Genomic DNA, 14,198 nt, shown 5'->3' on the forward strand with positions numbered 1-14,198 from the left:
AAATAAGTTTTTAGTTTTATCTCAGGCCATCATGTAAAAGCTGACACCGGCCACATACCCTCTGGACACCAGGTATTGATAAATTTTGGTTTTGCCGACCCGGTCTCCGACATAACTTAGAATCAGGGTATTTTCAGGACCGGGGATGGCTGAATAGTGAATAACACGACGTTTTTTTTGTCTGGCAGGATTAACAGACAAGTCTATGTACCCTGTGATTGGCAAACCATGGTATGACAAATAAGACGACTTTTGAAAAACGGCTTTCCCCCAACCCCAAATCCAGATTTCCGGCAATTTGGCCGGAAACTTCCGGCAGATCCAGTGAACCAGGTATTTGGTTTTCACCTTATAAAATGCCTCCTGACTGTAATTCGGATGTACCCGTGACAAGCGGTTCGGACTATCGGTCCAGGTAAGCAGTTCCTCTCTGACCTTGGAAAATCTTACCCCTTTTTCCATCCATCTTAGCCAAAGCTCATAATCCTCCGGAAGTTCAGACTCGTCATAATATCCGTATCGGTCGACCACTGCTTTTCTGAAAAGCACCGTAGGGTGTGCCAGCGGAGCGTCTGCAAAACGATTGATATAAATTTCATGGCACGAAATCAGTCGGTTGATCCATTGGCAATATAAAAAATAGCCCTTTTGTCTTTGCACATCACCTTGAAAATTTACCAGGCAACTGACCACGCCCGTACCCGGATGTTTTTGCATGTACTCATGTTGCATCTGCAGGCGTTGTGGAGAAGCAATATCATCGGCATCCATCCTGGCAATCAGTGGCGATTTTGCCAGCCTGATCGCCTTGTTGAGCGATTTTGCAATGCCTTTATGTTCCTGATGAATAACAGTAAGCCGGGGATCATGGTAACTATTAAGAAGGGATGTGGTATTATCCACCGACCCATCATTGACAACAATCAGTTCAAAATGTGGAAAAGTCTGATCGATGATACTGTTTAACGCCCTTTTTACCGTGCCGGCGGCATTCCTGACCGGCATGATGACGGAAATGAGTGGCTTCACGGGTATCTGTTTCAGGCTCTAAAGCCCTTTTTACAGAATCGGATAAAAGCACTGAACTCTTCCTTGCTGGTGAAAATCCCTTTTAAAATGGTAAAATAATTCCGGACCGAAAGCCTCTTTTCATTACCGGATGGTGGGGGCTGAAATTGTGGTTTTTTGTACTCAGGCTTCGAGGCATGCTTTATATCATTGCTCTTGAGGATGGATTCCAGCTCATCTGCCTGCATAAATGATTGCTGGGCCTTGTTTGCGTAGCCCATTTTTTCTTCCACCATCCCCCGGTTGTTAATGGAAATAGCATCTTCCGGATCCAGGGCTATGGCTTTGTCGTAATCCTCCAGAGCCCCTTCTAAATCCCCGATGCGATCTTTGATAAATGCCCGGCTGGCATATCTGTAGCCGTTTTCAGGTTCCAGCATCACGGCCCTGTCAAAATCTGCCATCGATTTTTCCTTTTCCCCCATAAAATGATAAACCAAAGCGCGGTCACTCAAAATTACGGCATTGGAAGGTTCCAGCAGGAGTGCCCTCGCAAAATCTTCCATGGCGCCCGTATATTCGGCCAATTTTCCTTTTGCCAAAGCCCTGATATGCAGGCACCGAACATGGTCAGGGTCAATCTTCAGTGCCTTGTCGAACCATACAATCGATTGTTTATAGTCTTGATTGTCAAATAGATAACTTCCCTTTTCAAAATATTTGGTTAACTTCATCATGCCACAAAAAGCTACTAATTCTTTACTCTTACCCTTTTGATCCTTTTTTTCCAGCGGTCTTTTTTAGGATTGTAAAACCTGTTCCGGTTTTGGGGTTTTGTAATTTTTACGGTTGCAACCCTTTTGCTGCCTGAGCAACTCGACTGGGAACAGGAAATTGCCAGAATCAATACTATTAAATATAGTGATATATTACTTTGTTGTTTCAATCTATTCAGATATTTTATCATGCTAGCCATTAAAACGGCGAATCTAATGATTAATTGGATGCCCGGATAACCTTTTCACGGGAAAAAATGATTTTCAGGTAAATAGTACATAATCATGGAGGTTATATCGTTTTTTTCATTTTTAGGTTGTATTTTGTGGGCGGAAAAATGATGTGTATTTATCTATGTGTCATTTTAGATTGGCAATGTTTTTTGATTCGAAATGAAAGCTAGCATAGGCTTTTTTATCATTTTAGTATGGATAGTCGGTTGGGTCAGGGCTCAGAATAACCAGGTGGTTTATGAGTATGATAGCATAAAAATGGCCTCCTTGTATTCAAAGTCCAAGGAGCAACGTATCAAAAACCCCGGATTGTCTTTAGAATTGGGACAGGAGTTTCTCGATATGGCCAAAAAGTCGAGAAACAAAGCGAAGGAGGCCATTGCATTGGAAAACCTGGCAAGAATATTTTTTAACATCGGTAATTACAGCCGGACACTTGAGTACTTTTTTGAGGTACTCCATATTGCCGAAGAACAAGGCGACCGTTTCAATCAGGCTATTACATTAAACAACATCGGGATTGTATATAGCGAAAACGGTCAGTTGGAGAAGGCGCTTGAGTATTACAGCAAGTCCTTGACAGTTAAAGAAGAATTGGGAAACCAAGGGGCTGTGGCCAATACACTGAGTAACATCGGCTTGATTTACGATGCGTTGGGTGAGTACGAAAAAGGCTTCAACACATTTGTGAAGGCTTTTAACATAGACAAAAAAAGGCAGAATATCAGGGGCATGTTTGTTTCTCTGAACAACCTCGGCCAGAATTTCCTGAAAAGGGGCATGTATGACAGTGCCCTGGTATATTTTAACAGGTCAAGGGATTTGGGGGTAGGTATCGATAATGACTATGATAAAGCGCATCTTTTGAATAACATCGCCGCTGCCTATCTCGGAAAAGGGGAGGCCATCCACGCTGAAAAATTTTATCTCCAGTCGGTGAGCATTGGAACGAAAATTAAGGCCAGGCTCAGATTGAAAGAAAGCTATCTAGGTCTTTCCAGGGTTTATGACACCATGAGTGATTACGCAAGATCACTCGAATACTATAAACAATATGAATTTCTTAAAGATTCATTTTTCAATGAAGAAAACCTGAAGAAAATCAATGAAATTGAGTCGGATTACAAAATTAAGAAAAAGGAAAGTGAAATCAATCTCACAAAAAAGGAATCTGAAATCCAGGGATTACGTCAGTCTCAGACCAGGTTGGTGGCCTACCTTTTGATTTCCTGTTTATTCCTGTTTGGCACCCTGATTTTTGTTCTGTACAAAAGGAATCAGTTTAAAATCAAGGCCAACAAAGATTTAGAGCTGAAAAACAATGAAATATTAAGTAAAAATGTAGATATGATGGATAGCATTTCTTATGCCAAATCCATCCAGGAGTCTTTATTGCCTGATCCTGTGATCCTCGAAAGGTTTTTTTCGGAGTCATTTATTTATTACAAGGCCAGGGATGTTATCAATGGTGATTTTTTCTGGTTGTCGGATGAAGAGGATTATCTGATTTTCGCGGTGGTGGATTGTACAGGACATGGTGTACCGGGGGCACTCATTACGGTGATGGGCAATTCATTGCTGAACCAGGTGGTCAATGAAAAAAGGATTTTGTATCCTTCAGAGATACTGTCGGAACTCAATTACCGCGTGCTCAACACCCTCAACCAGGAGAACTATCAGGTGAACAACAATGAGGGGATGGATATCGCCATAGGCAGATTTGATAAGGGAAGTATGAAACTTTCATTTGCAGGTGCCAAAAGACCACTGTATTACTTCAAAAACAATCATTTGAATGTCATCAAAGGCGATCCGCATTCGGTAGGAGGCACATTTTATCCCAAAGACAGAACCTACAAAGAGCACGAAATTTATCTTGATAAAAATGATACGTTTTATGTTTTTTCAGATGGTTATACCGACCAGTTTGGCGGTGAAAACAATAAAAAATTCTTGCCGGGGAGGTTTAAGGATCTCATTTGTGAGATACAAGGTGAAAGCCTGCTGACACAGCGGGAAATTTTAGACAGGAAATTCAGGTTTTGGAAAGGAGAAAATGAGCAAACCGATGACATACTTATCATGGGTGTGTTGATTTAATCCGATTAAATTTGTTAATTCGCGTGCTGACAGCATCCGAACCCTCTTAAAGTTAAAATTCCCATTAAAAATAGTATTGTCACATGCAAAGACACACATATGATCTCGGTATTATCGGTAATTGTTCATACAACGCCCTGATAGATAAAAATGCTGTCATCAAATGGCTTTGCTGGCCAAAGTTTGACAGCAGTTTTGTTTTTGGCAGTTTGCTCGATGAGAAAACGGGGGGGCATTTTTCAATTTCCTGTGCCGATGAACACTATGAGACCTACCAGTTTTATGTTAAAAATACAAATGTCTTATGCACAGAGTTTACCTCAAACAATGGCGCTTTCCGGGTAACGGATTTTGCGCCCCGTTTTGAACAGTATGAGCGGAACTATAAACCGTTGATGCTCATTCGCAAGCTGGAACCTATCGATGGAACACCTAACTTAAAGATATCGTGCAAACCTGTCGGGGATTACGGCAGCGTTGTACCGGAAGTGCATTTCGGGAGCAGTCATTTACGGTACATTGGCCTCGACAAGCCGGTGAGACTTTCCACCAATATTTCATTGAATTATATTCTTGAGGAAAAGTCATTTGTCCTCAATGGTTCAAAATACCTGATACTGACCTGGGGGGTACCACTGGAAGGTCCCCTTGAAACCACGGCCGAAGATTTTTTGCGAAAAACTATTTCATACTGGCAACACTGGGTACAGTTATGTACCATCGAAAATTTATACCAGGAGGAGGTAATAAGGTCGGCTTTAACTTTGAAAATCCATCAGTTTGAGGATACAGGCGCCATCATTGCCTCCGCTACCACGAGTTTACCGGAACATGATCGGTCAGGCAGGAACTGGGACTACCGGTATTGCTGGATGCGGGACTCTTTTTACACTTTAAAGGCCCTGAACCAAATCGGGCACTTTGAGGAAATCGGCGTATACTCCACCTATATTGAGAATCTGTCAAAATCCAAGACGGACCGTTACAACCCGGTTTATACATTAATGGGTGACGAGGATTTTGTGGAAAGGATTATTCCACTCGATGGATATCTTGGAAATCAGCCTGTAAGGATAGGTAACCAGGCCAAAGAGCACATTCAAAATGACGTTTACGGGCAGATCCTGGTTTCCCTGCTACCTATTTATGCTGACGAAAGATATATTTACCAGGGGAATGTCAAGAGTACCGGTCTGATTTACAACCTATTGGCGTCTATTGAGAAAACCATGGATGAACCGGATGCCGGTCTGTGGGAGTTCAGAAACAAAAGTCAAAAACACTGCTACACTTTTCTGTTTCATTGGGCGGGTTCCTGTGCGGCTGAAAAAATCGCCAGGGCCATCGATGATGATAAAATGCTTAAAAAGGCACTAGCGCTAAAGGCTTTGGCTACCGAACAAATAGAGCAATGTTATAACCCTGAATTGCAAGCCTACACCCAGGCTATTGGCACAAAGAATATGGATGCCAGTTTGCTGCAGCTCATAACCATGAACTATCTGGACCCAAAGTCTGAAAAAGCGGCCCTTCACCTTAAAAAACTGGAAGAAGAACTCAAAACCCCCGAAGGCCTGTTTTTCCGTTATAAACACGAGGATGATTTCGGTGCGCCTGAAAACACCTTCCTGGTATGCTCATTTTGGTATGTAGAAGCCCTGGCCTGTGTCGACAGGGTAGAAGAGGCCAATACCACTTTCCGCAACCTGCTGGGATATGCGAACCATCTCGGATTGCTCAGTGAGGATGTACATGCTAAAACCGGCAGCCAATGGGGTAATTTCCCACAAACTTATAGCCATGTAGGTGTCATGAATGCGGCCTCCAGGATTTCCAGAAAACTGGATTTACCCAACTTTGTCAACGGGATATGACTTTTAAACCAGCATAAAGGAAACTTAGCTGTTGCACAACATTTTCGACAAAACTCTTGGTGTCTCTTTGTGCCTTGGTGTCTTTGTGGTTCACCATTTTCCACCACGGAGGCACAAAGACACAAAGCATTCAAGCCAGATACCTGGCGGTACGACTTTACAAAGCGCTCCGTATCCATCAGAAAAGCAATCACCAACTTTGAACGTTTTTACAAGCTGGTCATTTTTGTCAAAAGCTTCTGAACATCGCTAACCGTATCGATATTATACTTAGCCGCGGTGGCGGTAAAGCCGACCTTTAATGTGTAGGCTTTATCAGGCATTGCCTTAAAAGTATCCTCGTCAGTGTAGTCATCCCCGACGGCCATGATAAAGTCCCACTCATCTTTTTCCAACCAGGATGTGGAAGCAAGCCCTTTGTTTACCTTGTTGTCTTTGATCTCCAACACCTTATTTCCCTCCATCAGTTGCAGGTTTGTCCCTGAAATCCTCAGGTTCAGGTTTTCCATTAGCTCATGTTTTCTGATCTCAGCCAGTCCGGGGTCAAGCTTTCTGTAGTGCCAGGCGATCGAATAGCTTTTTTCCTCTATAAAAGAACCAGGTGTTCGATCGACAATGGCTTCCAGGAATGCTTTAATACCAGCCTTCCAGTCATCTTTCAGCGCTGTCATCTGACACCATCGATCCTCGATATTTCTGCACCAGGCCCCATGTTCGGCAATTAAGTTGACAGGAAGGTGATGAAACCAGGATTCAAGGGTATTCTTATCCCTGCCACTGATAATAACCACGTTGTTTTTATCGTTGCCGGTTAGTTTTTTAAGGTTATCCAGTAACTCTTCCGTTGGCTTGGCCTTCATCGGGTCATTTTTGAAACCAACAAGCGTACCGTCATAATCAAGAAAAATTAACCTTTTAGTAGCGAGATTATAGTCTTTTAATAGCAATTCCTCCGCACTATCGTCGAATTGCTTTTCAAGTAGTTTGTCCGAAAGCTTTCTCAAATCTTCTAGTCTTGTTAAAAAATTATTAGCCCAGGTATTTATATTATTGCGCTGAATGATTTTTTTCATCCTTTTATTGCGGGTAATCTGCTCCTCCTCCGGCATGTTAATGGCATTGTACAAGGCATCGACTATGCTGGCGGTACTGTTGGGATTTACCTGCAAAGCGCTGGTCAGCTCCTTGGCCGAGCCTGCCATTTCACTTAAGATCAGCACCCCTTTACCATCGGTTTTGGTGGCGATGTATTCTTTGGAAACCAGGTTCATCCCATCTCGGTAAGGGGTTACCAGGGCAATAGGGGAAATATGATACCAGGCAACCAGCCTTGAGAAGCGGAATGAACGGTAATAGTAATGTATTGGTGTCCAGTTGGAAGTACCCCATTTTCCATTGATTTTGCCCACTGCCAGGTCGATCTCGTCTTTTAAGCTTTGATACTGGGGTACGGTAGATCGTGAAGGTACCAGAATGATGACCAGGGTGACCTTTCTTTTGTATTCCGGGTACCATTCCAGAAAGCGGTCAAAGGCCTTGAGCCGTTTTGGCAATGCCTTGGAATAGTCGAGCCTGTCGATAGCGAGTATCACCTTCTCGTCCTTGCTGATGGTTTTTTTATATCTTGCTATTTCCTTTTGTGTCTCACTATCGTAGACTGCCCGCTCAAATTTATCATAATCGATCCCCATAGGCATGCTGTCGACATCAACGATCCGGTCATGCAATGTTACACGTCCCAAAAAGTGATGGTTGAGGTCCAAAATCCTGCTGACAGCACTCAAAAAGTGCCGGACATAGTCATATGTGTGAAAACCGACAAGATCCGCACCGAGTACACCTTCCAGAATTTCACTTCGCCATGGCAGGGTCCTGAATAGCTCATAAGACGGAAAGGGTATGTGTAAAAAGAAACCTATGGAAGCTTTCCTGTATTTCTCACGGATGAGTCTCGGAACCAGCATTAAATGATAGTCCTGAACCCAGAATATGTCATCGGGCTCGGCAATTTTAAATAATTTCTCGGCAAATATCATGTTCACTTCCTTGTATGCCAACCAGTAGCTGGTCATGTACATGGTATATTGCTGAAAGTAATGAAATAAGGGCCACAGCGTTTCATTGCTGAATCCCTTGTAATACTTGTCATATTTTTCCTGAGACAAAAAAACAGGGTACATGCCAAGCGCTTTTAGTTTATCTGTGATTTGTGACTGCAGCGAAGTGTCGCTGGTAATAATGCCCGGCCAGCCCAGCCAAATTATTTCCTTTTCCGTGTTTAAAGATTTTAAACCGGTTGCCAACCCTCCTGCGCTAGGTTTCAAATTAATGTCTCCATCACTTTCAATAATTGAAACCGGCAGACGGTTAGAAATAATTATTATTCTCGACATTAATCTAGTTTTGTTTTTGGGTCGATCTTTGTTAATTTAGAAATTAGTCATACCAATTTTTATGCAATCTCTTTAATAAATTGTTAATAAAAAATAGTATTTTAGATGTTTTTAATACTTCAAATTTTTGTCAAGCCACCAATATAACACAAAAAGTTTAAAAACGAAGACCTGGTTTGTAATTGTAAACCCTGTGGCAGCAGGTGGCAGGGTCAGAAATAGATGGCGTAAAATTAAAAAAGAATTACTTATTCAGGAAATTGAATTCGATTTTTGCTTTTCAAACTATGAACGTCACACCATTTTGCTGACAAAAAGCGCTTTGCAGAACGGCTACCGGAAAATATTAGGGGTAGGCGGTGATGGTACATTGAATGAAATTGTAAATGGCATATTTGGCCATGAAACTATCCCGGATCCCAGCGAGGTAACAGTGGGTGTGATTCCCGCCGGCACCGGGAATGACTGGATTAGGTCGCATAATATCAGTAAGCAATACAAAGAAGCTATTAAAAATCTGCGTACCAACCGGACGTTATTGCAAGACATAGGAAAAATAAGCATAACTACCGAAAAAGGAGCATTTACACATTATTACCTGAACATCGCCGGTATAGGTTTTAATGCGTCAGTGGTTAAAAATACCAGGTTGATTTCCGGAAAAAGTTTTCATGGCCAATACTATTACCTACTGGCAATGATCATATCGCTGATTCGCTACCGGCCGGTAGATTTAGTCATCGACACAGGCGTTTCAGATGAATGGAGGCTATCAGTTTTCGCTATGAGTATAGCTATATGCAAATTCAATGGAGGAGGCATGATGATGGCTCCCCACGCCAGGTACGATGACGGCCTTTTGTCTTTAACGGTAGTTGGGAAAATTAACAAATTAAACGTAATAAGGAACTTTTTTAAACTGTTTGACGGTAGTTTTATAAATAATAAGGAAGTGAAAATAGTAAATACCCAAAAACTTTCTGTTGTTGCTCCTGAATCGTTTGGGGTTGAGATGGATGGCGAGTTGTTAGGTGAAACAAAATTAATTACATTTGAGAATTTGTCGGGAAAACTGAGGGTTATATCTGGTAATAGTTAGTTAATTTGTAAAAAATAACAAGATAGACATTGGAGTTTAAAGATTTTAATTTTAGTGAGGAGTTGTACGACGGACTATCAGCTATGGGGTTTAAACAGCCAACTCCTATACAACAACAGGCCATCCCGGCCGTTATGGAGAAAAAGGATCTGATCGCCTGCGCGCAAACCGGTACGGGCAAGACGGCCGCGTTTTTGTTGCCGGTCATGGATGATATTATCAGACAGGCATCCGATAATATTAGTACCCTTATAATTGTACCGACACGGGAACTGGCGGTGCAGATCGATCAGCAGTTGGAAGGGTTTTCATATTTCACCCCTATCAGTTCCATTGCAGTGTATGGGGGAGGTGATGGAAATACTTTTAACCGGGAAAAAGCTGCCCTCACCCAGGGCGCTGATATCATCATTGCAACGCCCGGCCGAATTATTACCCACCTCAATTTAGGTTATGTAAACTTCGGGAATCTGCGACATTTGATTCTGGATGAGGCGGACCGGATGTTGGATATGGGTTTTTTTGACGATCTGATGAAAATCGTCAGACAACTTCCTGAAAAGCGGCAAACCCTGTTGTTTTCGGCCACTATGCCTCCGAAAATCAGACAATTGGCAGAAAAAATACTACATGATCCGTTCAGAATCGACATAGCCATTTCCAAACCGGCTGAAGGATTGTTTCATGCGGCTTTTTCAGTCTATGATCACCAAAAACTTGACCTGGTCACTCACCTGATCTCGGCAAAACCATTGCCAAGCATCATCATATTTTGTTCTACCAAGGCCAATGTAAAACGTATCAATAAAAGCCTGAAAAAACTGAAATTCCGGTCTGAAGAAATTCACTCTGACCTGGAGCAGGAGGAAAGAGAGGATGTTTTAAGGAGATTCAGGAACCGGGAATTGCAAATATTGGTGGCCACTGATATCCTGTCGAGGGGTATTGATATTGAAAGCATCAGTCTTATTATTAACTACGATGTACCACCCGATGCCGAAGATTACATCCACCGCATAGGCCGTACGGCAAGGGCAGAAACAACGGGTATAGCCTTTACATTTATCAATGAAAGTGAACAGAGTAAATTCAAGAGGATTGAAAAACTGATCGGCCATGAAATAAGAAAGGTAAAACTACCCGCCCACATCGGTGAAGGCCCTGTTTACAACCCCAGACCTCTTAAAAACGGCCATAAAAAAAGAACTTACAAAAAGAAAAAACGGAGTAAATAATTGACAATTTATAATTTACAATGAACAATTGACAATGGGGAACTAACAGTTATTGGGTAACAAACTTCAGTTATCATTGTCAATTGTTCATTGTAAATTCCTACTTAACAGTGTTTTGAAAATTGAAAAGGATACTGATTACCACACAAACGGGCCCGGTGTTATCCTGATTTTTCCCAACAAAGTAAAGGTCATGGATCCCCTTCTGGGGTGATTCGAGATTGATGGTGGCGGGATAACCCATATTATTTTCCATGACGGATACTTTTCCCAGGAGAGAGCCGTCAGGGCTACCGGTTCTTAGCTCAATTTCACCGCCTTTGAGTCTTTCGTCTTTGCCTGCTATCAGGGTGACGCTTGTGACACCGGTGAGATCTATGTCATCAAACCTTGTGTAGGAACCATGCATAAAGACCACTACCTCCAACTTAGTGTCCGGAATTTCGAAGGTCATTGTTTCAGCTTGATCATCATATTTGATAGCAGAAACCATTGGGCTGCGTAACACCAGGGTCTTCTCTGTACTAAGAGGGCCTATTTTACCACCCCCCGTATCAGTGTAGGAGGCCTTGATAAAATAAGTTCCCTTCATGGGTGTTTTCAGGTGCTCTTTGAAACTGAAATTGCCCGACAACGGCAATCCCGAAGGCCTGTTTTTGTTATCATCCAGCGACAAAATGTATGAAACCATTTGTTCTGCATCAGGCTGGCTGATCTGTGGATGGGCTGCCATGGCTTGCTCACCCCAGACACCGCCGCCACCGTTAATGATTTTACCGGCCAGATAGCCCATATCATCTTGTTTATATTTGGCGGCCACTCGCATGTAAGAAGGGCCTATAGACTTTTCATCTTTTTGATGACATGATTTACAATCGCTGCCTTCCATGAGCCTTTTTCCAACCATAAATTTTGAAAACTCCTGGCCGGATTTGTGTCCCTGCTCAATCAGGGTTTTATCAAATCCCTGATCGAGATAGTCTATGGTCAAATAGATGTCTTCGCCGGAAATGCTTCCATCTTCAGTACTTCCATCTTCCAGGTCGTTGACTTTGACGGTATAATCAATCGATCTCCGGTCAAAATAAAATGTCTGGTTGCCGTCAAAAGCTATTTGAACATCCGGCTTTTCATTCCCTACTTTGATTTCAAGCTGATCCTTACTTTCATTGCCTGCCGCATCAGTGACCTTTAGTTTCACCTGATAAATACCTGCAGCGGGGAAGGTAAATGAGGGATTTTCTTCAGTGACCGGATTGTTCCCTTTCTCCATAAATTTCCAGTTGTAAGTTACCTCGTCATTGTCATAATCTTTCACTTCTGAGGTGAAATTTACTGATAACGGCGCTGCGCCTACGGTTTTGTCGGCCATAATTTTCACTTCCGGTGGCCTGTTTCCTCCATTGTAATCAATCCGGAAGAGTGTTGCGTCTTCATTTTGACTAAACCATTTCTGTCCATATTCTATTCCATAAAGCGATCCATCGGGCCCAAACTGCATATCAATGATATTATTAAATGCGGTACCTGCCATGAAGGGATCGATGTTCAGCAGATCCCCATTTTCATCCATAGTCACAATCATTATCCAGTCCCTGATCCAATCATAGATGATAAGTTTTTTATCGAAATAATCAGGAAAGCTGCTTTCCTGATTTGTGAAATCTTCTTTATGAAAAACAGGCCCGGCCATAGCATTCCTTCCGCCTTCGCCGACAATGGGAAACTCCGGGGAGGCCGCATAGGGATACCAGATAAATGCAGGTTGGGCGGTAGGTAGCTCTTTTCTTCCGGTATTATTGACAGACAGGTTAACCGGTTTATTCACATCAAACAGGGCTCCTGACTTTTCAGTGGCAAAGTCATAGTCGAGATATGCCTTATTGTCTCCCACAAAGTAGGGCCACCCGAAAAATCCGGCCCCCCTGGCCTGGTTGACCTCATCATGGCCCCTCGGGCCCCTTTCAGGCTTTTCTTCTCCGGCGTCAGGACCAACATCTCCCCAATAAAGATAGCCAGTCTTTTGGTCGATAGAAATGCGGTAGGGGTTGCGGCATCCCATCACATATATTTCAGGTTTTGATAAAGGATCGTCTTTAGGAAAAAGGTTGCCCTCCGGAATGGTATAGGTGCCGTCTGCTTCCGGACGGATTCGCAGTATTTTACCACGCAGGTCATTCGTATTTCCGGAGCTTCTCTGGGCATCCCAGGGTCGTCTGTCCGGCCTTTCGTCAATAGGGGCAAACCCATCACTTTTAAAAGGATTGGTATCATCACCGGTGGACAAAAACAGGTTTCCGTCAGGGCCAAACTCTATGGAACCGCCTGTATGGCAGCATTCATCCCTTTGTACCGGCACCTTCAACACAATGATTTCACTGTCCATATTCAGGTGATCACCTATCAGTTCAAACCTGGATAGATGTTGCACCGGTGTTTCACCGGCCGGGCTGTAATACAAATATATCCAATTGTTGTCATCATAATCAGGATCTAGGGCCAGTCCCATGAGTCCATCTTCAAACGCTGTATGGACCGGTATGGTAGCTAATACTTTGACGGTATCCAGCTCCGGGTCATACATTTTTACAGCCCCGCGACGTTCTGTAAACAAGACTTTCCCATTACTTAATACGGCCATTTCTGTCGGTTCATTGAGGTTGGATGTTAACACGACTTTGGTGAACCGGTTTTCCTCGGGTAACCGGTAAGTGGTTACTTTGCCATAATCCAACGGTTTTTGATCTCCCATGGCATAGGTGATTCCTCCCAGCAGGTGTTCGAGGTATTTTTCTTCGCTAAAAGACTCATTGGTATGGCCCAGACCGGTATAAAATGCCCTTCCTCCATCATAGTCATGATACCATGCAATAGGGTGGTTTTCACCGTTGGTACCCCCTTCATATGAGCTTTCATCCAGATTGATCAGCACATTGATCTCCGGGTTAATGGATTTGTAATTGTACCATTCATCGGCTCTGTTCCATTCATCTTCCAGCATGCCGGTGGCCTGGTGATTTTTGTCCAGCACCTCAAGCCTGGCGTCACGAACATTGGGGTTGTTCGGATGACCATTGAAATAGGCACCTACCAGCTTCCCATACCACCGCCAGTGGTATTCTGTGTCAGCAGCGGCATGGATACCCACATAACCTCCTCCGGCCTGAATATACCGCTCAAAATCTGCCTGTTGGTAAGGATTCAACACGTCGCCGGTAGTGTTTAAAAAGATCACGGCGCTATATTGCCGGAGGTTTTCTTCATTGAAATTTTCGGCATTTTCGGTGGTGTCTACCTGGAAACCATTTTGCTGGCCCAACCTGGTAATTGCCTGAATGCCAGGCTCAATAGAAGAATGCCTGAAGCCTTCGGTTTTACTGAAGACCAGTACTTTTTTATCTCTTTGTACTGCCTGATCGCAGGAGGATACGCCCAAAACCAGTAGTACCAAGGTTATTGATGTAAAAAAATTTCTCATA

Annotated in this window: 8 protein-coding genes; 4 read left to right on the forward strand and 4 right to left on the reverse strand. The window is 43.1% G+C overall.

From position 1 onward, the window contains the following. Nucleotides 1–21: 21 nt before the first annotated feature. Both AC04NP_RS13100 and AC04NP_RS13105 read right to left on the reverse strand, forming a co-directional pair. Nucleotides 22–1,029 (reverse strand): glycosyltransferase family 2 protein, encoded by a 1,008-nt coding sequence (locus tag AC04NP_RS13100; protein WP_482860210.1) that lies wholly within the window; start codon nt 1,027–1,029, stop codon nt 22–24. A gap of 11 nt (nt 1,030–1,040) precedes the next feature. After that, nucleotides 1,041–1,745, reverse strand: a complete 705-nt coding sequence (locus AC04NP_RS13105; protein ID WP_482860211.1) for a tetratricopeptide repeat protein — start codon at nt 1,743–1,745, stop codon at nt 1,041–1,043. A 432-nt stretch (nt 1,746–2,177) separates the two neighbouring features. Here AC04NP_RS13105 and AC04NP_RS13110 point away from each other — a divergent pair, with 432 nt between their 5' ends. Together AC04NP_RS13110 and AC04NP_RS13115 are read left to right on the forward strand one after the other, a co-directional pair. Then, the gene (locus tag AC04NP_RS13110; RefSeq protein WP_482860212.1) at nt 2,178–4,118 is read left to right on the forward strand and encodes a tetratricopeptide repeat protein; all 1,941 of its coding nucleotides are present in this window, start codon (nt 2,178–2,180) and stop codon (nt 4,116–4,118) included. 83 nt (nt 4,119–4,201) lie between these two features. After that, entirely contained in the window at nt 4,202–5,992 is a 1,791-nt protein-coding gene (locus AC04NP_RS13115) for a glycoside hydrolase family 15 protein (protein WP_482860213.1), read from the forward strand. A 209-nt stretch (nt 5,993–6,201) separates the two neighbouring features. On the opposite strand, the gene AC04NP_RS13120 is transcribed toward AC04NP_RS13115, so the two are convergent. Beyond that, complete coding sequence (locus tag AC04NP_RS13120) at nt 6,202–8,385, reverse strand: bifunctional alpha,alpha-trehalose-phosphate synthase (UDP-forming)/trehalose-phosphatase (protein ID WP_482860214.1); 2,184 nt, start codon at nt 8,383–8,385, stop codon at nt 6,202–6,204. Nucleotides 8,386–8,512: 127 nt separating this feature from the next. Here AC04NP_RS13120 and AC04NP_RS13125 point away from each other — a divergent pair, with 127 nt between their 5' ends. Together AC04NP_RS13125 and AC04NP_RS13130 are read left to right on the forward strand one after the other, a co-directional pair. Then, on the forward strand, nt 8,513–9,484 hold the full coding sequence (locus AC04NP_RS13125) for a diacylglycerol/lipid kinase family protein (protein ID WP_482860215.1): 972 nt from the start codon (nt 8,513–8,515) through the stop codon (nt 9,482–9,484). 29 nt (nt 9,485–9,513) lie between these two features. Next, on the forward strand, nt 9,514–10,719 hold the full coding sequence (locus AC04NP_RS13130) for a DEAD/DEAH box helicase (RefSeq protein ID WP_482860216.1): 1,206 nt from the start codon (nt 9,514–9,516) through the stop codon (nt 10,717–10,719). Nucleotides 10,720–10,819: 100 nt separating this feature from the next. On the opposite strand, the gene AC04NP_RS13135 is transcribed toward AC04NP_RS13130, so the two are convergent. After that, on the reverse strand, nt 10,820–14,197 hold the full coding sequence (locus AC04NP_RS13135) for a ThuA domain-containing protein (protein WP_482860217.1): 3,378 nt from the start codon (nt 14,195–14,197) through the stop codon (nt 10,820–10,822). Nucleotide 14,198 lies beyond the last annotated feature (1 nt).

The sequence above is a fragment of the Agaribacillus sp. DX54 genome (assembly GCF_056858335.1).

Excerpts from the sequence above, each read along its gene's own strand:
- AC04NP_RS13110 (WP_482860212.1), top strand. The coding sequence starts at position 2,178 with ATGAAAGCTAGCATAGGCTTTTTTATCATTTTAGTATGGATAGTCGGT.
- AC04NP_RS13120 (WP_482860214.1), bottom strand. The coding sequence starts at position 8,385 with ATGTCGAGAATAATAATTATTTCTAACCGTCTGCCGGTTTCAATTATT.
- AC04NP_RS13115 (WP_482860213.1), top strand. The coding sequence starts at position 4,202 with ATGCAAAGACACACATATGATCTCGGTATTATCGGTAATTGTTCATAC.
- AC04NP_RS13105 (WP_482860211.1), bottom strand. The coding sequence starts at position 1,745 with ATGATGAAGTTAACCAAATATTTTGAAAAGGGAAGTTATCTATTTGAC.
- AC04NP_RS13135 (WP_482860217.1), bottom strand. The coding sequence starts at position 14,197 with ATGAGAAATTTTTTTACATCAATAACCTTGGTACTACTGGTTTTGGGC.